This window comes from Ruminococcus bicirculans (ex Wegman et al. 2014), assembly GCF_000723465.1.
GTDB classification, from domain to species: domain Bacteria; phylum Bacillota; class Clostridia; order Oscillospirales; family Ruminococcaceae; genus Hominimerdicola; species Hominimerdicola aceti.
Map to the genome: position 1 here is coordinate 1,355,439 of NZ_HF545616.1, position 18,945 is coordinate 1,374,383.

Genomic DNA, 18,945 nt, shown 5'->3' on the forward strand with positions numbered 1-18,945 from the left:
CTAGTTATGGGACGATAGAACCGTGGTGCCACCCAATTTCCCGATAATAAATTATCGGCTCACAGATACGCATTCTGACTGGCAGAAATCAATATCCTGTCCTTTAACGCAGGAATCACGGCGAGTGATACTCGAATAAACTTTCACACCGCTCCTCACAAATCCATTCATCTGAAGAAAATGTATCAGCTCACACCTACCGCTGACTCTCTGTGACCTTTTGCATCAAACTACTTACTTTTGCTCATAGGATTTATCGTATTAACTTTAGTCTTATTATATTCCTCTGTTTCTAAAATGTCAATATCAGAAAATGTAAATATTGTTGCTATTGTGTAAATATTCTTTTGCGATTTGGATTTATACCAAAATAAATAATTTTAAATTTTCAATATTCCTTGCATTTATAAATAATGTAGTGTATAATAAAGTAATAGTTAAGGTAATTGAGAAAGGAAAATATATGAAAGTACAAACTAATAAGAAATACACCACAATTGCATTTTATGCAGTTATCGTTATTGCTATAAATGTGCTTTTGGTAGTGGCTGTATTTAAATTTAATACGATCTTAAAGCTTATTTCCACACTTGTTTCTGCACTTACGCCTGTTATAGTTGGTCTTGTGATCGCATTTCTTATAAATCCTATAATGGTGAATTTTGAAAAGCTGTTCAGAAATAAAGTGGTAAAAAATCCAGCTAAGAAAAAGCTTACCAGAGCATGCTCAGTAACTGTAGCGTCACTTGTTTTTCTGGGGATAGTTGTTGGACTTACTTATGTTGTTGTTCCAGAACTTATAAATTCCATAATTGATATTTTTAACAATGCATCTAACATCGTTATTAAAGTGCAGGGTTGGATAAATAAGCTGTTTAAAAACTATCCTGATATTGAAACAATGGCTACGGAGAAGCTCAAAGCTTTTTCAACTGATTTGGGAACCGTTATCGAGAAGGTACAGCCGATGTTTGAAAATATTCTTTCGGGTGCATGGGGCGTTATCAATGTTCTTAAAAACTTTGTATTTGGATTTATCGTTTCTATCTATATGCTTTGCAGCAAGGAAAAGCTTCTTGCTCAGGCTAAGAAGATAATCATTGCAAACACAAAAAAGTCTACATGTGAGAAGATCATGAGAGTTTGCACTGAAACAAATAAAGTTTTTGCAGGTTTTTTGAGCGGAAAGATCATTGACTCGGCAATAATCGGAGTTCTTTGCTTTATAGGTCTGACTATCATGAATATGCCTTACAACATCATGATAAGTGTTCTTGTGGGTGTAACTAATATTATCCCATTTTTTGGACCGATAATCGGTGCGATACCATCAACTGCACTTATGCTGTTTATTGATCCTAAAAAAGCCATTATACTTCTTATTTTCATAGTTATTTTACAGCAGTTTGACGGCAATATCCTTGGTCCTAAGATACTTGGTGATTCTACTGGGCTTCCTGGTTTTTGGGTGCTGGTATCACTGTTCTTCTTTGGAAATTTGTTTGGGTTCATAGGTATGGTCATTGCAGTTCCGACTTTTGCATTGCTTTATACTTTTACACGAGAGAGCGTTGTTCAGCGGTTAAGAAAGAAGAAGCTCCCTGTAGATACCGACTATTATATGGAGGATGTTGAGCATTTGTATAAGAAAAATGAAAAGCGTATTCCGCTTACGCCTGAACAGCTTGACGCCATGGTCATCCCAAGTGCTGATGAGGTAAATGAGGTCAACAGAGAGGATGATCCAGAAATAGTTGACGATCACAACGAAAATAAAGATCAGTAAACGCAAAAGAGCGGCCTGTTCACAATTCATAGTGAGCAGACCGCTTATTTTATTTCATGTATTTTTTCTGTATTTTTGCAATATGTATCACAGAGTATATTACTATAAGTGCAATAAGTATTGTTAATGTGACCTTGAAAACAGACGATTCAAAGTATGACTTAGCTATTTTAACCTTCGCTTTGACTTGGGAACGTTCTACTTTAGTTGTGGAAACGAGATCTATAGTTGCAAGCACCTCACCTTTGTAGACAAGTTCCATTTTACCAAGCACATCGCCAACCTCAACAGGTGCAACAACGTTGTCATAAACGGTTATTTTCTTTTCCACATCATTTACTGATATATCTACAGGCCACAGCCTTGTAAAACCATTTGCAGGTTTTAGATTTGCGTAATCTATGCCGTCACCATAGCTTACCTTTACATCACGGACTTCGCTGTTTTTGTCCACAAAATCCGTTGCTACAAGACTTGAAAATGCCCATTTGTAAAGATTGATGTGATCAAGGAGGTTGTAGTAAACATTATCTCCACCATATATGGAATCAGGATCTTCCTCGCCCTTCTTCACATCTTCTTCAAGCTTATCCATTGGTGCACCCATTGTCACAATAAGATATGTGGTGCCTTCATATTCCGCATATGAAGCTAAACATCTTCCAGCGGAGTCAAGGGTGCCTGTCTTTATGCCTTTAGCATAGGAGTAGTAATAATCGGTCATTGAGTCAAGCATAAGGTTTGTATTATAAATATCTGTACCATCTGAGTGATAAGAGGTGGATGCCATATGATAGCTTGGCAGACAGACAATATCACGAAATACCTGATATTTGCTTATGGCATATTCACAAAGAGTTGCCATATCCTTGCAGGACGAATAATTCTGTTGTGCCCACAGACCATGTGCATTTGAAAAGTGTGTATTTTCCATGCCGAGTTTTTCAGCTTTTTCATTCATAAGGTCTGTAAATCCCGTTATGGAATCGGACACATTCAAAGCGATTATATTCGCTGCTTCACATGAGGATGGGATAAGCAGTGCCGCCAGTAGATCATAACAGCTTACTTCTTCGCCTGGTTGTATATCAGCTGTTGAAGCACCAGTATCATATAGTTCATCAAATGCTTCCGAGCCTGCTGAATAGTATGTATCTTTCAGTTTTTGTTCATCACCTTTGAATTTGTCCAGAAGCACCACAGCAGTCATTATCTTTGTTAGGGAAGCAGGCACACGCTCGTCCTCACCGTTTATGTCAACGATAGCTTCACCGCTGTCAAGATTGACCATATAGACCGCTTCAGAGTAAAGCTCCAACGGTATCGCTTTTCCGTCATCGTCATAGCCTGATGTAGGTGTAAAATTGAATGCGTCTGCACACATCGCAGGCACAAGCAGCATTATTGCCAGCGTCATGGATAATATCCTGCTGATTTTTCGTTTTAGTTTCATTGACAGCTTCCTTTCGCACTGTATGTAAAGAGCCTTGCTCATTCAGTTTTCTCATAAAGTATATTAGCACCCTGTTTGCCCACACGTTTCACTCTTTCAAGATATGTGAGTATATTAAGCGTTACCTGTGCATATTCACGAGATATCTTTGCATTAAAGGCAAAGTCTTTAGAAGTGAACTGCTTTGGCAGGTCCTCCGGGAGGAACATATCAAAGTCGGCAGGGCAGTCGATATGTATTTCATCAATAAGACCTTTTGGTATTCTGTCATGACGTGAAGATCCACGCTTTTTGTTCTTTGACCAGCCGTTAAGCAATCTTATCTCCTCGGTTTCAAGCATACAAAGGCACAAATGAAATCGGGGGTTATCAAGGGTGTATTTTATTTTGTACAGTTCGGGCATGACTTCATAGATAGTGTATTTTCTCGGCGATTTGTGCTTTTCTGACAACTCTCCTGTTTCAGTATCTATCCAACGGACATATTTGACCGCAGGGATAGGGTAGACCACTGTCACGTCACAGTAGTCAAGAAAGGCTTCAAGTTTTTTCAGCAGTTTGTTGAACTGCCTTGTTTGTATCTCGATAACACCGTTCTCGCCTACGATATCAGCCACATATCCGCCAATGCGTATCTCCTGATTTTCACCATATGGTTCAAAATAGTTTTTCAAAACAGCATGAAGCGTTTTCTCGCCTAGAGTTCCGATGCCGTTGCGTTCACGGCTTTTGCCTATGATTTTATCGCAAGCATCTTGAAATTTCAGCCTGTCCGTAAGATCACCTCAGTTTTTATTATATCAGATATTCACTCTCACGTCAATCACAAAAACGCATAAAAAGAGCCTGAGATCTGCTCAGGCTCTTTAATCATACCATGATCCATCAGGTTATGCTGTCCGCAGTTATCTTGTCCCACTGGTCGCAATACTTGACTTCCATTTTGTCCATTTTTTCGTTGTAAAGCTTTGAGATAGCAGGTGTATCATATGAATAGATCATATCGTCTATGTTCTGTTCTACATAATCCATATCAACCGGCAAACGCTTGATTATGAAATATCCATATGTGTCATTCTCTGTGAGTTCAGTGGAAATGCCGTTTTCTTTTAGTTTGAAAGCGTCTTTTACAAGCTCTTCAGGATATCCAGTCGTATCTTTATTGAAATAATATCCTGTTGAAGGATCTTCAAGACCGAGATCCCAGCCGTACTTTTCAATAAGCTTATCAAAGTCTTCTCCGTCCTGAGCTTTTTTCAGAACTTCTTCTGCAAGCTTTTTAGCCTTTTCCTTAGCTTTCTTTACACCGTCATCATCAAGCTTCGCATAAGCTGACTGCTTTGCGCTCGCTTTGTCTGAAAGTGACATACTGTCATAACTGTCAGCGGTACTGTCATCAAGATCTACCTGTGCATAGAAAGGGATCATAACGTGAATCTCACGGCAATACTCGTTTGTATCCTTGACTATTTTTTTAAAGTCCTCTTTTTTAGTTGCATACTTACCGTTATTCTTAAAAAGAGTATCGTTTACTTTAGTATAGATAGCGGCTGTTTCAAGCATTTTCCTGTAAAGATCCTCTGTGAGGTAAGCCGACTTAATGTCATTAAGATAAGCTTCATCAGAATCATAGTTTGCTTTTGCTTTAGCTATCTGGTCATCAATTGTCTTGTTGTCATCGTCTGTAAGCTCAATTCCGTTTTCTTCTGCAAGCTCAGGTGCAACAAGTTCCTGCTTAAGTGCAGTGATAACGTCCTCCATAAGAAGCTTAAAACCACCGTCAGTTGACTTGATAGTGTCAAGGGTTGCTCCGTAAGTGGAAGTGTACTTGCTTATAGTATAATAATAGTAGTATCTGAAAGTATCAAAATCAATATCCTTGCCGTCAATGGTGCAAACGATAAAGTCCTTAGTATCAATGGACTTGCCGTCAATTGTAAGGGACGGCTCAGGTGTCTGTTTTTCAGTTGTGCTGTCAACAGCTGAAACAGAAGAATCTACTGTGGAAGATACGGTTGATGAGCTGTCGTTATTTTTGCTGCATGAAGTAAAGCTGCAAATAGCTATTGTGAGAGCTGCTGTAACAGCGGCTAATTTCTTTATCATAATAATTGTCCTTTCCTTTGAGAGAAAATCCTCTGCATAACATAGATTTAATTATATCTTATTATTGTGATGATACTGTGTGATAATTCTTAAACTTTCTGTGAATGAAATATATATTATCCAGCGTGATACAGTTGACAATCTAAGTCTGGGAGAGTATAATATAAATGACTTTAATACGAAAAGAGGTATCCCATATGGATTTTGGTAAATATATTGCTCACAGAGGTCTTCACTCAGAACTTGTTCCTGAAAATTCTCTTACCGCATTCAGGCTTGCGGTTGAAAAATGTCTTTCTATCGAGCTTGATGTACGTCTAACAAAGGATTGCCGCATTGTGGTTTTCCATGACAATGACCTTATGAGAATGTGCGGCATTGAGGGCAAGGTGTTTGATTACACATATGAACAGCTTTCTGCCTTTAAACTTAAAAACAGTGATGAAAAGATACCACTGCTGTCAGATGTGCTGAAAACTGTTGACGGCAAAGTGCCACTTCTTATTGAGCTTAAAGGCGGTGCGCCATTCGGTGAGCTTGAAAGCCGAGTTGACCATATGATGAAGAAATACAAAGGCGAATTTGCAGTGCAGAGCTTTAACCCGTTCTCAGTGATGTGGTTTAGGTTTCATTCACCAAAAGTCACAAGGGGTCAGCTTATCTCAAAATATAGAAAAAACATTGACCTTGAGTATATCGAAAGATTCATCTGCGCCCAGCCATTTATATGGCGTTTTATATCAAAACCGCAGTTCATTGCTGCCGACCTCAGATCTATAAGCTTTGAAACTGCATTTCAGGCTGTTGATATAGATGCAGACTTGCTCACATGGACGGGAAGAGGCAAAGAGCTTATAGAAACTGCTTCACAGTTTTCAAAGACAGTTATAGCAGAGCAGTTTCCAGATGATTTTGATTTTTCTGACAATTGGGAGGAAAGCTGTGAATAAGATGCAAGACCTTCCATTGTGCGACCTTAACGAAGTCAAACGTACTGCAAAACGCACTGACAGCGATATTTCAGGCTGTAAATTTAGCGGAGAATATCTTGAAAGCGAAGATCTCTCCTGCCTGTCATTTATAAACTGTATGTTTGAAAACTGCACCTTTACAGATTGCGATTTTGAGCGTTCCTCATTCGTTGATGTGACGTTCATATCCTGCGATCTGTCAAATTCATCACTGGACTCATCCTACCTCAGCAGATGTGAGTTCCGCTCCTGCAAGCTCGTTGGCGCAGAGTTCAAGGATTGCTCCATTCAAGGTGTAGCCTTTGAATCTTCAAACTGCGGATATGCCATATTTGATAAGTGCAAGCTGTCTGAAACCCAGGTGAAAAACAGTGATATGTCCTCGGCTGAGCTTGTTTCCTGCAATCTCAAAGCGTTTAAGACAAGCGGAAGTAAATATCTCAGCACATCATTTTTCAGAACGGCTCTCGGCGGCGTTGATTTTTCTACCTGTCTTGTAAGTGGACTGCGCGTTTCTGATACATTCAGAGAACTCCGAAACGCTGTTTTTTCAGCCAATCAAGCTGTGGAGCTTTCAATGCTCCTTGGAATAAGAATAAAATAATTTAAGCCGCTATGACAATAAAAGTCACAGCGGCTTTTTATCACTTTTTATCCTGTTCTATCAGTATTTTCACAGCGTTCACCGCACAGTGGATACCTCTTGTGGTGTCGTCGCTCACATTGTCTTCAAGGTCTGCCTTTGAACGCTCCACGTTCCATATAGCTGTTATAACAGCTCCACAGCGGACGTGTCTTGTGATACCTACTGAGAAAACTGCGGCACATTCCATTTCGGAAGTCATACAGCCGCACCTTAAATATGCGTCCCAGCGGTAATTTATATCGCCGCTCACTGGCATTGAGTCAGGCTCTACTTCTCCATAAAAGCTGTCCTTGCTGTGGACAACGCCCACATGATAACGCTTGCCAAGCTTATCTTCTGACAGTTCAGCCGCAGCTTTTGCAAGGGCAGTTGTTACAGTGAAATCTGCTACAGCAGGGTAGCCCTCGGGGAGATATTCTTTTGACGTACCTTCGCCACGGACAGCCGCCGAAGCTATAACAAGGTCGCCGCCGCTAACGGAAAGATCCATTCCTCCACTTGTACCGATACGAATAAATGTGTCTGCACCGCACTTTACCAGTTCCTCCACTGCAATTGCCGCAGATGGTCCTCCGATACCGGTCGAGCATACAGTTACCTTTTCACCGTTAAGATAGCCTGTATAAACATTGTATTCTCTGTTTTGAGCCACCTGCTTTGCGTCATCAAGAAGTGCCGCTATTTTTGGCACTCTTCCAGGGTCACCCGGCATAATAACATATCTGCCCACTTCATCAGGGATAGTTCTGATGTGAAATTGTCTTTCACCGTCCATAATGCTTGCCATAAAAATTCCTCCTCTCAGAATTATTCGTCGTATGGATAATTATTTTCTTCGTATAATTCATTTTCTGCAAAATTTTTTCCGGATTTCTGTTTTTTCTTTATATGTATAAGCACTATGATAAGCACTATTGCTATAATCGCAAACAGCCCGCCTAATCCACAGAAAACAACTGTTAATATGGTATTGGTTGTATCATTTGGTGCATAAAACGTTTCAGGGTCGTCAGGGTCACAGAATATCTGGATCGTTTGTCCTCTTCTGTATCTGATGTTGCTGGAATATGTATTGCTGTGAGTGGTGTAGAGCTGTCCGTCTACGTTATATGAATACACTGGTGTGTAAACTGTGCTATATGTTACGTGTCCGTCATCGTTCTCATGTCGTTCATCTTTACTGAGAATGTCTGATATTATAGCATTGACTTCAAGAGTACATCTGTTTTTGAGTTGAGTTTGGTGTATTGCAAAACCTATTCCAACTGCAAGAAATGTCACGCCAACCAACATGAAAACTAACGCTATTATTTTCATTGCTGATTTGCTGTAATGCACATGAGATCTTTTGTAATAACGCATATTTTTCCCCCATTTAAGCATAAAAGCCAACACCTTAATATGGCGTTGGCTTTTGTTTTATCTTACTTTTCCATTTTCATTGAAATGTCAAACGCCTTGACTGAGTGTGTGATAGCACCGATAGAAATGATATCAACGCCCGTTTCAGCTATTGCACGGATTGTTTCAGAGGTCACGTTTCCTGAAGCTTCTAAAAGTGCTTTGCCATTTGTCATTTCAACAGCCTTTGCCATATCTTCATTTGTCATATTGTCAAGCATGATTATCTCAACGCCAAGTGTAAGAGCTTCTTTGAGTTCTTCAAGGTTTCCGACTTCAACTTCTATCTTGACAGTATGCCCCATTTTTTCTCTGAGAGCGTTTACTGCGCCTGTCATGCTGCCATATGCGTCAAGGTGAGTGTCTTTTAGCATTGCGCAATCTGAAAGATTGTATCTGTGGTTTTTTCCACCGCCTACTGTAACTGCATATTTCTGCAAAACTCTAAGACCTGGGAGCGTTTTTCTTGTATCCGCAACAGACGCCTTTGTACCCTTTACAAGCTCAACGCATCTGTTTGTTGCAGTTGCAACACCTGACATATGCTGAACGATATTCAGTGCCGTTCTTTCGCCTTTGAGCAAGGCTCTTGTTGAGCCTGTTATTTTTGCGATAATGTCGCCTTTCTTGACCTTTTCACCGTCATGGATAAATATCTCACATTTAACATTGCTGTCAAGAAGCTGAAAAACTCTCATTGCAACATCAATTCCACAAAGAACGCCTTCGTCCTTTGAAACATACTTTGCTGTAGAAACTGAATTTTCGTCAACAAGATAATCCGTCGTAACGTCTATATAGTTGATATCCTCCAGCAGAGCTGTTTTAATGATATCGTCGATCTGAAACTGCATTAATCTCATTTGTTTTCCTCCATTTTTTCTTTGGATTTGAGCTTTTCGATAGCGTCCTTTAATACGATATAAGCGACAGTTGTAAGAGACCTTGCTTCAACATAATCTCTGTCTATTTTGAAATTACCGTCACAAAGGAAATTTTTTAGCTTTGTGACTTCTTCAAGATCAGGCGGCAAAGCCTCCTTATCAGGGATAACGAAATATGCACGCTGCATTATATCTCTTATCTCTGTTCTTATGCCCTGAGGAATGTGCGGGGCTTCATTGTCTATCTTGAAATCGTATGTTTCAAGGTCACCACTGTCAGAGTTTATCTTCTCATTGATGTCAGCCGCAGCACGTCTTGAAAATACCAAAGCTTCAAGTAGGGAATTGCTTGCAAGTCTGTTATTGCCGTGAACACCTGTATGTGAACATTCGCCGCAGGCATAAAGCCTATCAATGTTAGTTCTTGCATATGTATCAACATTTATGCCGCCCATAAGGTAATGATGACAAGGGAAAATAGGTATCATATCCTTGGTCATGTCATAACCTGCTTCGAGAAGCTTTTCATTTATCATAGGAAATCTGTTTCTGACAAACTCAGGGTCTTTGTGAGTGATATCAAGATAGAATTTGTCAGAGCCTGTTTTCTTGGCTTCAGCCATGATCGCATGAGAAACAACATCTCTTGGCGCAAGCTCCAGACGATCGTCATAGTTTTGCATAAATCTTTCGCCGTTGCAGTTTTTAAGATAAGCTCCCTCGCCTCTGACAGATTCAGATATAAGGAAAGTTTCACGAGTGTGCTTGTTGTTAAAGCCTGTTGGGTGGAACTGGATATAGCTGAGGTTTTTTATCTCTGCTCCAAGCTCATGAGCAATAGTTATGCCGTCGCCTGTTGCGATAGCGGAGTTTGTAGTGTATTCGTAAACTCTGCCTATTCCACCAGTTGCAAAAATGGCGTATCTGCAATTATATGTCGTATATTCGTTGTCATTAGTCAGCACAAGAATGGAAAAACCTGTTTCGGTTTTCTTTGCGTTGCACATAACGGCATTTTCGAGTATTTCAACATTATCTAGCTGTTGAACATTTCTTAGTAGAGTTGTTTCGATCTCCAGACCTGTGGTATCGGCATGATGAAAAATCCTGTTCATACCGTGTCCACCTTCGAGAGTGCGGTGATAAGATCCATCAGGACACTTATCAAAGTCAGCACCAAGCTCTATGAGTTTTTCAATGTCAATATAGGCTTCGTCAACAAGGACCTGAGTGGACTCAGGATCATTTTCAAATCCGCCTGCTACAAATGTATCATGTTTGTGATATTCAGGCGAGTCCTTTGGATTGTCATAAACGCCTGCAATTCCACCCTGAGCAAGGGAAGAGTTACACAAGGTCAGCTCTCTTTTGGAAAGCACAAGTACATTTAAATCACGGGAAAGGTTAAGTGCCGCATATAGACCTGCCGCACCGCAGCCAGCGATAATAACGTCATAATTTTTGTTGTTCATATTTGTAACCTCTTTGTATGGCGGAGTGTCGCCAAGTGTTATGTAAAATCACACCAGATATTGCTCTGAAATAATTTATACTTATTCTATTATACCATATATTTTTTTCTTTTTCAACTGTTATTTGAATATATAATACACATACCTTACATTATTTTAAGTGCAACTTAACAAAAAAATGACTGCCTGCTCCCTAAAGGGAACAAGCAGTCGGAGGTTTATTATAGATCAACTAATAATCAAATATTAGTCACTCTGCAAATTGCTTTGTCAGCAAAGATTATTTGCCGTAGTAAGCCTTGAGGTACATTTCCTTCAGCTCGCTCATCAGTGGGTATCTTGGGTTAGCACCTGTGCACTGGTCATCAAATGCGTCCTCAACCATGTTGTCGAGAGTGTCAAGGAAGTGCTTCTCGTCTACGCCGTAATCAGCGATAGTCTTCTTGATACCAACTCTTTCCTTAAGAGCCTCGATAGCGTCGATGAACTTGTTGAGTGTATCCTCATCGTTCTTACCAACGATACCAAGTGAATGTGCACACTCGCAGTATCTCTCAAGAGTATGTGGATACTGATACTGTGAGAAAGTACCCATCTTTCTAGGTGTTGGGTCAGCGTTGTATCTCATTACCATTGTGATAAGGAGAGCGTTAGCAATGCCGTGTGGCAGGTGATGATAAGCACCGAGCTTATGAGCCATTGAGTGGCAAACACCGAGGAATGCGTTAGCGAATGCCATACCAGCCATTGTAGATGCTGTAGCCATTTCCTCACGAGCCTTAACGTCTGTCTGACCGTTGTCATATGCACCTGGCAGATACTTGAAGATAAGTTTCATAGCTCTAAGTGCAAGACCGTCAGTGTAATCTGTAGCCATTACAGATGCATAAGCCTCAAGAGCGTGTGTCAGAGCGTCGATACCTGATGCAGAAGTCAGACCTCTTGGAGCAGACATCATCATATCTGTATCAACGATAGCCATGTTAGGCATGAGCTGGTAGTCAGCCAGAGGATACTTAGTACCTGTCTTTTCATCAGTGATAACTGCGAAAGGTGTTACCTCAGAACCTGTACCAGAAGATGTTGGGATAGCAATGAAGTATGCCTTCTCACCCATCTTAGGGAATGTGTAAACTCTCTTACGGATATCGATATATCTCATAGCCATATCGAAGAAGTCAGCGTCTGGATGCTCGTAAAGAACCCACATGATCTTACCAGCGTCCATTGCAGAACCACCGCCGATAGCGATAATTGTGTCAGGCTCGAAAGCTCTCAACTGAGCAACACCCTCAAGTGCACAAGCAAGTGTTGGGTCTGGAGCAACATCGAAGAATGTTTCGTGGAGAATACCCATTTCATCGAGTTTATCTGTGATAGCCTTTGTATAACCATTCTTATAAAGGAACTGGTCTGTTACGATGAATGCCTTTTTCTTGCCCATAACAGTCTTCAACTCGTCAAGAGCAACAGGGAGACAACCCTTCTTGAAGTATACCTTTTCAGGTGCTCTGAACCAAAGCATATTCTCTCTCCTCTCAACGACTGTCTTAATGTTCAGCAGGTGCTTAACGCCAACGTTCTCAGAAACTGAGTTGCCGCCCCATGAACCGCAGCCGAGTGTGAGGGAAGGAGCAAAGTCAAAGTTGTAGAGGTCACCGATACCACCGAGTGAAGAAGGTGTGTTTACGATAAGACGGCAAGTCTTCATTCTTGCAGCGAACTTATTGAGCTTTTCTCTCTCGTTTATGTTATCTACCCAAAGAACTGAAGTATGACCAAGACCGCCGTTGTTTACGAGAAGTGCCTCTGCGATGTCAAGAGCGTCGTCAAAGTTCTTTGACTTGTACATACCAAGGATAGTTGTGAGCTTTTCGTGACCGAAAGCCTCTTCAGGAGCTGTGCTTGTAGCCTCGCCGATGAGTACCTTTGTATCCTCTGGAACTTCAAAGCCAGCCATTTTAGCGATAGTTACAGGACGCTGACCAACGATCTTAGCATTAAGAGCACCGTTGATGAGCATTGTCTTTCTTATCTTGTCAGCCTCTTCATCGTTGAGGAAGTAGCAACCTCTCTTGATGAATTCCTTCTTAACATCGTTGTAAACTGTCTTATCAGCGATAACTGTCTGCTCTGTAGCACAAATCATACCGTTATCAAATGTCTTAGAATGAATGATAGAGTTTACAGCGTTTACGATATCAGCAGAAGAATCGATGATAGCTGATGCGTTACCGGCGCCAACACCGAGAGCTGGTGTACCAGATGAGTAAGCAGCCTTTACCATTCCAGGACCGCCTGTAGCGAGGATTGTGTCAGACTCTCTCATTATCATATTTGTGAGTTCAAGAGAAGGAACATCGATCCAACCGATGATACCCTTTGGAGCACCTGCTGCAACAGCTGCATCATAAACGATCTTAGCAGCAGCAATAGTTGACTTCTTTGCTCTTGGGTGTGGTGAGATTATGATACCATTTCTTGTCTTAAGACAGATAAGTGTCTTGAATATAGCAGTAGAAGTTGGGTTTGTTGTTGGGATAACAGCAGCGATAAGACCGATAGGCTCGTAAATTCTCATTGTGCCGTAAGCCTTATTTTCCTCAAAAACACCACAAGTCTGAACATTCTTGTACTTATTGTAGATGTGCTCAGCAGCATAGTTGTTCTTGATAACCTTGTCTTCAACGATACCCATGCCTGTTTCCTCAACAGCCATCTTTGCAAGTGGGATTCTTGCCTTGTTAGCAGCGATAGCAGCAGCCTTGAAAATCTTATCTACCTGCTCCTGTGTGTAGGTAGCGAAGATTGCCTGCGCAGCTCTTACTTCAGCGATCTTAGCAGTCAGAGCTTCCTCCGTATCGACGATACCGACTGTTTTAGCTTCACTCTTTGCCATAAAATAAACCTCCAATAAATTAATTATTGTTTTTTACTCTTGATAACCCCCGCTCGGGTTTTATCTTAGTTATATTATATACGATTGTTATTTTTTTGTCAATCTTATAAAGTTACAGCTTTTTTGATATTTTACGTCACTTTATTATGCAATATACATAAATATTGAACATTGTTTTATGATAGATTAACAATTCATGACCGTCAAATTGCACAATAATAATCAGATTGATAAAAATTTATCATATATGCTGTCTGGAAAAAGATTAATAAATATAAGACAAAAACTAAACAAAAATAAAACAGTTGTGAAAATAACGAAAAAGTGCTTGACATTTAGAAAATCTGTAGTATAATATAGACATAACAGAGATACATAGAAAGCATGGAGATGTAAAGGTAATTTTACACAATAAGGCTGTTGAAAAATCGATGTATACTCTGAAACTCGACTTAATACCATATTTTAAAATAAAAGGAGATATGACTTATGAAACTTGATAACTTTGTAGCATCCAGCGACATCTATGATGTTTATGAATCTGATGGAATGGCAGTCAGGATCTATAAGAAGCCTGAATACAAGGAAAAGTGTCTGTATGCGGCTCTTACACACGCAAGAGTTGAAACAACACTTGGCAATTCCTTTATAAAGATGCCTGTTCTTCACGAGGTTTCCGTTATTGACGGCAAATGGGCTATTACAATGGACTTTATAAAAGGTAAGACTCTTCAGCAGCTTATGGACGAAAATCCAGACAAGAAAGACACATATCTTAACCAGTTTATCGACATTCAGTGCGAGATACACGCTCAGTATATGCCACTTCTTTCAAAGCTGAAAGATAAGATGGCAAGACAGATCAAGACTCTTGGTCAGATCGATGAGATAAAGAAGTATGAGCTTCTCACAAGACTTGATTCAATGCCAAAGCACATCAAGCTTTGCCATGGTAACTTTGAGCCAAAGAACGTTATCATTAATGACGAAGGTACTTATGTTATCAATTGGGGTTCTGCTAGACAAGGCAATGCTTCTGCTGACGTTGCAAGAACATACCTGCTGTTCTGCCTTAACAATCCTGATCTTGCTGAGGCTTATCTTGATAAGTATTGCGTAAAGAGCGGAACATCTAAGCAGTATGTACAGGCTTGGTTGCCGATCGTTGCAGCAGCACAGCTCATTAAGGGCAAACCAGAGGAGAAGGATCTGCTCATGAAGTGGATCGACGTTGTAGATTACGATTAGTCTTTTCGTCAGGTTGTAACAAATTTGTAACCTCTTATTGTGCAAATAGCTAAAAAATGATTTATCCCGATTATGAGTTTCGTCATAATCGGGATATTTTGTTACAATTCTTTATAATCCCTTTACAGAGTAATTTTCATGTGATATAATGTGAAACTGTTGAAATATGACATAATGATTTAGGACTACAGAGGTTATTCGGAGGATCAATATGAAAAAGCTAATGATAGCTGTTGCTATAGTTTGCACTATGTTTGCTTTCCCGGCTTGTGGAAAAAATGCTGATAATAAAACAGAAAATAATGTTAATCTTACAAATAATGACGTAACGACAGCTCAGACAGAGGTTACTGATGAAGTGCCAGACGAAACTACTTCACTCCCTGACAGAAGCACTCTTGAAAAGATACCAGATGAGGCTGTTGATTCGTTTAATCAGGTCGTAGATGTCTGCAAGGAGATATATCCTTTGGCTGAAAAAACAAAAAGGCTTTATGGTTATACAGGCACTAAGACTGTGAACAAAAAGAATTGTTACATTTTTGTTATATATGATAAAAATGACGATGTGTTGACAAAGGTGGCAACTGTCGCTGCCGAGGTCGCATCAGATAAGCTTTACGTTCTTGATGATGAAACAGGAAGTGCTGAAAAAATCAATACCGAGGATGTTAAAACTCAATCTACAGAGTCATGGGCAGATCAAGTAACTGAGTCTTTTGCTGAATACTATCAGAGCAAAGAGGTTAATGACCATCTTGCTGCAGTTGTTGAAACAGCCGCGGTTAAAACAGTTCGCTAATACTTTATATAAAAAATCACACCAGAGAATTTTCTGGTGTGAATTTTTTTTATTCGATCTCTTCGCTGTTGTCAGTGTCAGTGCTTGTGATGATATTTGTTGCATATGTAAGTGTAAGCAGGCTGTCACCTAAATGGACATTTTCCACAACTATGTTTTCATAGTCGATGCTAAGATCATAATGTGAAAAATTCCAGAACGCTTTCAGACCAAGATTTACAAGCTGGTCTGCAATAGCCTGAGTGTTTGCCTTCGGTATACAAAGCACAGCTACAACAGGGGAGTTTGCTTCGCAAAAGCTTTCTATATCATTAGTGTGACGAATCGGTATGTTTCCTACCACTTCACCAGTGAGCTTAGGGTTTATATCAAATATGCCAATGAGATTGCAACCCCTTGTTTCAAAGTTAATATGTGTGGCGATAGCTTTACCAAGGTTTCCTGCACCGATAAGTATGGTCTTGAAATGCTTGTCTACTCCGAGTATCTTGCCTATTTCCATTCTAAGCTCGTCAACGTGATAGCCATATCCCTGCTGACCGAATCCTCCAAAGCAGTTAAGGTCTTGTCTTATTTGTGAAGCCGTGAGCTTCATTCTCTCTGAAAGCTCCCTTGAAGATATTCTTTCAAGTCCTTCTTTTTGAAGCTCACCTAAAAATCTATAATAACGTGGCAGTCGTTTTATTACTGATGCGGATATCGAACCGTCTTTAGACATATATTTACACTTTCCTTTACTAATAAACATGATTGATAAATAAATAACAATATCACATAATATAATAGCACTAATCTTTTCTTTTGTCAAGGACTTGTAAACTCTGGCTATTTCAACTTCCGTGTTGATGTTAACAAACATTTCACAATCAACAAGATTTTACTTCTACAAAACATCCCCCTTGAATTTATACATAAATAATGTTATACTTGATACATTATAAAGTATATAGGATGTGATGAAATGCTTGGCGTGTGTATGGCATTGATCGATGATGAAAAAGATAAAAAGGCTTTTGAAAAGCTGTATAATAAATACAAAAATAAAGTTCATGCAATATCCTTGAATATATTAAAAAATGAACAACTTGCTGAGGAATCAACTTCTGACACTTTTTTATCGTTGGCTAAATGTTTTCAAAAAATTAAACATTTAGAATATCACAAATTGGATTATTACATTGTCATAACCAGTAGGAACATGGCAAAGAATATATCTAAAAAGGAAAAAGAAAATTTAATGACGGTTTCCTACGATGATGATTCTTATTTTGTAAATGAAAATATGTCATGTTACGAATTTGAATTTTTGAAAGGTTGCATAAAGAAACTGAAAGTTGACGATCAAGAGATTCTTTATTTAAAGTTTTCGTGTGGACTTGAATATTCTGAAATCTCAAAAACGCTTGGCATTACATCTGCCACAGCAAGAAAACGTCTGCAGTATGCCAAAAACAGATTGAAGATATTACTTGAAAAGGGTGATTTATAACATGAATAATTTTTCATATTTTTCAAAAGCTCTCGATGAAGTCGTAGATGCCAGATTGGATGATTATGTTGAAACTCTTGAAGTAGACAAACGATATGAATTTTCGGAAAAGTACAATAAAAAAATAAACAAACTTATAAAACACAGAGAAAAGCCGTATTTTACTCTTATATGCACGACCGGCAGACGTGTTGCTTGTTTTGTTACAGCATTGTTGATCCTATCATTTTCTTCGCTTAGCGTAAAAGCTGTGAGAGAGGCAGTTTGTAATTTCTTTATGAATATTTTTTCAGACCATACGGAGATTATAGCAGACAGTGAAATTGAGAATTCATATCCGCATTCGATTGACGAGGAATATCATATATCTTCACTTCCAAATGGATTTAAACAAGTCGACTATGATAAAATGGAAAATTCAATTATAATAACATACTTCAAGGATGATGATTATATCTTTTTTGAACAATACACAAAAGATGCATATCTTAGTAATTATGATAATGAACAGTCAACATTTGAATCATATACAGATGAAAACGGACAAGAGTATCTAGTTCATAATACAGATCATGATCATACATTTATATGGGACAATGGTAAATATATTTTTGAAATATGCAGCAACTTAGACAAACGATCTGTGTTGGAATTGTGTGAATCCACAAAAATAAAGTAAATTAATAAAAACATATCACAAACAAACAATTTTCATTGTCATAGTAGGTGTAGGAGAAAATAAATCTCTTGCACCTATTTTTTGTGAAAGGAGGAACTTACATGTAAGCAAAAAGTGATATCTACAATTATATCGGTTGTTATTATGCTATGCTTGTCACTTACAGCTTTTGCCGAAACCGAACTGCAAACGCCTTCTGACGATGACATTTCTGTTTGTTATTTATACACAGATAAAATATCAGGTACATTGTCAATCTCCAACAAGGCTGCAACTTGTAAATCCACTGTACGTGGTATTTCAGGTACAACTACTAAAATCGTTATAACTCAAACACTTCAGAAGAAAAATGGATCTTCATGGAATAAATACAGTAGTTGGACAAAAACATTCAACAGTTGGTATGCGATTTATTCAAATTCCAAAGAGTCTTTAAGCAGCGGTACTTATCGTGTAAAGACAGTTGCTAAGGTCTATAATGGCTCTGCCTATGAGACCATAACTATTTACAGCAAAACAGCGTCCTGCTAAAATAATAGGCTGTGCACAGAAAGGACAGGTGATTCCAATGCAGTAATAAAATTTATATAATCCAAAATCAAAAAACAAAACATTGACATTCAAATATTTGGATGTTATAATAAGAAAGAACGTTTAATATGAAAAAGATCGTTAAGAGAATCGCAGCTATGGGTGCTGCTGTTATGATGATGAGTTCTATGGCTATTGGGGCGAGTGCGTATGAAGCCATAAAATACGGCAGAGCAGTTGGTGGTTCTGGCTCAAATGCTTATATTTCATGTTTTGTAACAGGAATAAGAACAAATTCAACTGTAGCTGGTCAAGCTTGGACTAGGACATCAAGTAACAATAACAATGTTTACAATCCAAATTGTAAATACAGCGGTTATGTTTATGCAAGTGCCTCTGTTGGTGGTACTGGTTGTGGATCATCTCATTCTGACACAGGTAAAATTGAGCATTCGTTTGGGTTAAAAGGTTGTACATCTTCAAAGTTAGTAAAAACTGTACATATTTATAATGATAAGGTACATGGCAATTACAGCACAACGCTTTCCGTTGATAGTCAATAATAGAACTTGAGTGTG

At 39.0% G+C, this 18,945-nt stretch carries 18 protein-coding genes and 1 other annotated feature; of the genes, 9 read left to right on the forward strand and 9 right to left on the reverse strand.

Going from position 1 to position 18,945, the window contains the following annotated elements:
- Positions 1-4 precede the first annotated feature (4 nt).
- Positions 5-257 (reverse strand) — a binding site (T-box leader).
- A 206-nt stretch (positions 258-463) separates the two neighbouring features.
- Positions 464-1,786 carry an AI-2E family transporter gene (locus tag RBI_RS06175; protein WP_038671781.1) on the forward strand — a complete coding sequence of 441 codons (1,323 nt, stop codon included), beginning with the start codon at positions 464-466 and terminating at the stop codon, positions 1,784-1,786.
- Positions 1,787-1,835: 49 nt separating this feature from the next.
- Here the strand turns inward: RBI_RS06175 and RBI_RS06180 are convergent, their stop codons facing one another.
- From RBI_RS06180 to RBI_RS06190, 3 genes are all read right to left on the reverse strand, one after another.
- The gene (locus RBI_RS06180; protein WP_038673196.1) at positions 1,836-3,239 is read right to left on the reverse strand and encodes a D-alanyl-D-alanine carboxypeptidase family protein; all 1,404 of its coding nucleotides are present in this window, start codon (positions 3,237-3,239) and stop codon (positions 1,836-1,838) included.
- Positions 3,240-3,277: 38 nt separating this feature from the next.
- Positions 3,278-3,913: a hypothetical protein gene (locus RBI_RS06185; protein ID WP_242843624.1), complete on the reverse strand. Its 636-nt coding sequence runs from the start codon at positions 3,911-3,913 to the stop codon at positions 3,278-3,280.
- 211 nt (positions 3,914-4,124) lie between these two features.
- On the reverse strand, positions 4,125-5,345 hold the full coding sequence (locus tag RBI_RS06190; protein WP_038671785.1) for a peptidylprolyl isomerase: 1,221 nt from the start codon (positions 5,343-5,345) through the stop codon (positions 4,125-4,127).
- 197 nt (positions 5,346-5,542) lie between these two features.
- Here RBI_RS06190 and RBI_RS06195 point away from each other — a divergent pair, with 197 nt between their 5' ends.
- Both RBI_RS06195 and RBI_RS06200 read left to right on the forward strand, forming a co-directional pair.
- A complete protein-coding gene (locus RBI_RS06195; RefSeq protein WP_051706535.1) occupies positions 5,543-6,295 on the forward strand; it encodes a glycerophosphodiester phosphodiesterase family protein in 753 nt (250 codons plus the stop codon).
- A gap of 1 nt (position 6,296) precedes the next feature.
- A complete protein-coding gene (locus RBI_RS06200; protein ID WP_242843686.1) occupies positions 6,297-6,920 on the forward strand; it encodes a pentapeptide repeat-containing protein in 624 nt (207 codons plus the stop codon).
- 40 nt (positions 6,921-6,960) lie between these two features.
- On the opposite strand, the gene udp is transcribed toward RBI_RS06200, so the two are convergent.
- The 5 genes from udp to adhE form a co-directional block, all read right to left on the reverse strand.
- Entirely contained in the window at positions 6,961-7,749 is a 789-nt protein-coding gene (udp, locus tag RBI_RS06205) for a uridine phosphorylase (RefSeq protein ID WP_038671786.1), read from the reverse strand.
- Between the two features lie 20 nt (positions 7,750-7,769).
- Complete coding sequence (locus RBI_RS06210) at positions 7,770-8,345, reverse strand: DUF3592 domain-containing protein (protein WP_038671788.1); 576 nt, start codon at positions 8,343-8,345, stop codon at positions 7,770-7,772.
- Positions 8,346-8,386: 41 nt separating this feature from the next.
- Complete coding sequence (gene nadC / locus RBI_RS06215) at positions 8,387-9,226, reverse strand: carboxylating nicotinate-nucleotide diphosphorylase (RefSeq protein ID WP_038671790.1); 840 nt, start codon at positions 9,224-9,226, stop codon at positions 8,387-8,389.
- Entirely contained in the window at positions 9,223-10,719 is a 1,497-nt protein-coding gene (locus tag RBI_RS06220) for an L-aspartate oxidase (protein ID WP_038671791.1), read from the reverse strand. The genes nadC and RBI_RS06220 overlap by 4 nt, the downstream gene beginning before the upstream one ends.
- Before the next feature lie 280 nt (positions 10,720-10,999).
- Positions 11,000-13,618 (reverse strand): bifunctional acetaldehyde-CoA/alcohol dehydrogenase, encoded by a 2,619-nt coding sequence (adhE, locus tag RBI_RS06225; protein ID WP_038671794.1) that lies wholly within the window; start codon positions 13,616-13,618, stop codon positions 11,000-11,002.
- Between the two features lie 489 nt (positions 13,619-14,107).
- Here adhE and RBI_RS06230 point away from each other — a divergent pair, with 489 nt between their 5' ends.
- Both RBI_RS06230 and RBI_RS06235 read left to right on the forward strand, forming a co-directional pair.
- Complete coding sequence (locus RBI_RS06230; protein WP_022288440.1) at positions 14,108-14,866, forward strand: phosphotransferase family protein; 759 nt, start codon at positions 14,108-14,110, stop codon at positions 14,864-14,866.
- A 211-nt stretch (positions 14,867-15,077) separates the two neighbouring features.
- Entirely contained in the window at positions 15,078-15,668 is a 591-nt protein-coding gene (locus tag RBI_RS06235; RefSeq protein ID WP_022288441.1) for a hypothetical protein, read from the forward strand.
- A 49-nt stretch (positions 15,669-15,717) separates the two neighbouring features.
- On the opposite strand, the gene RBI_RS06240 is transcribed toward RBI_RS06235, so the two are convergent.
- Complete coding sequence (locus tag RBI_RS06240) at positions 15,718-16,386, reverse strand: redox-sensing transcriptional repressor Rex (RefSeq protein ID WP_038671796.1); 669 nt, start codon at positions 16,384-16,386, stop codon at positions 15,718-15,720.
- A 258-nt stretch (positions 16,387-16,644) separates the two neighbouring features.
- Here RBI_RS06240 and RBI_RS06245 point away from each other — a divergent pair, with 258 nt between their 5' ends.
- The 4 genes from RBI_RS06245 to RBI_RS06260 all read left to right on the forward strand — a co-directional run bounded on the left by RBI_RS06245 (position 16,645) and on the right by RBI_RS06260 (position 18,930).
- Complete coding sequence (locus RBI_RS06245) at positions 16,645-17,157, forward strand: RNA polymerase sigma factor (protein ID WP_117865872.1); 513 nt, start codon at positions 16,645-16,647, stop codon at positions 17,155-17,157.
- Position 17,158: 1 nt separating this feature from the next.
- Positions 17,159-17,836 carry a DUF4367 domain-containing protein gene (locus tag RBI_RS06250; protein ID WP_038671798.1) on the forward strand — a complete coding sequence of 226 codons (678 nt, stop codon included), beginning with the start codon at positions 17,159-17,161 and terminating at the stop codon, positions 17,834-17,836.
- A gap of 144 nt (positions 17,837-17,980) precedes the next feature.
- The gene (locus tag RBI_RS06255) at positions 17,981-18,367 is read left to right on the forward strand and encodes a hypothetical protein (RefSeq protein WP_148303580.1); all 387 of its coding nucleotides are present in this window, start codon (positions 17,981-17,983) and stop codon (positions 18,365-18,367) included.
- 128 nt (positions 18,368-18,495) lie between these two features.
- On the forward strand, positions 18,496-18,930 hold the full coding sequence (locus RBI_RS06260) for a hypothetical protein (protein ID WP_022287689.1): 435 nt from the start codon (positions 18,496-18,498) through the stop codon (positions 18,928-18,930).
- Positions 18,931-18,945 lie beyond the last annotated feature (15 nt).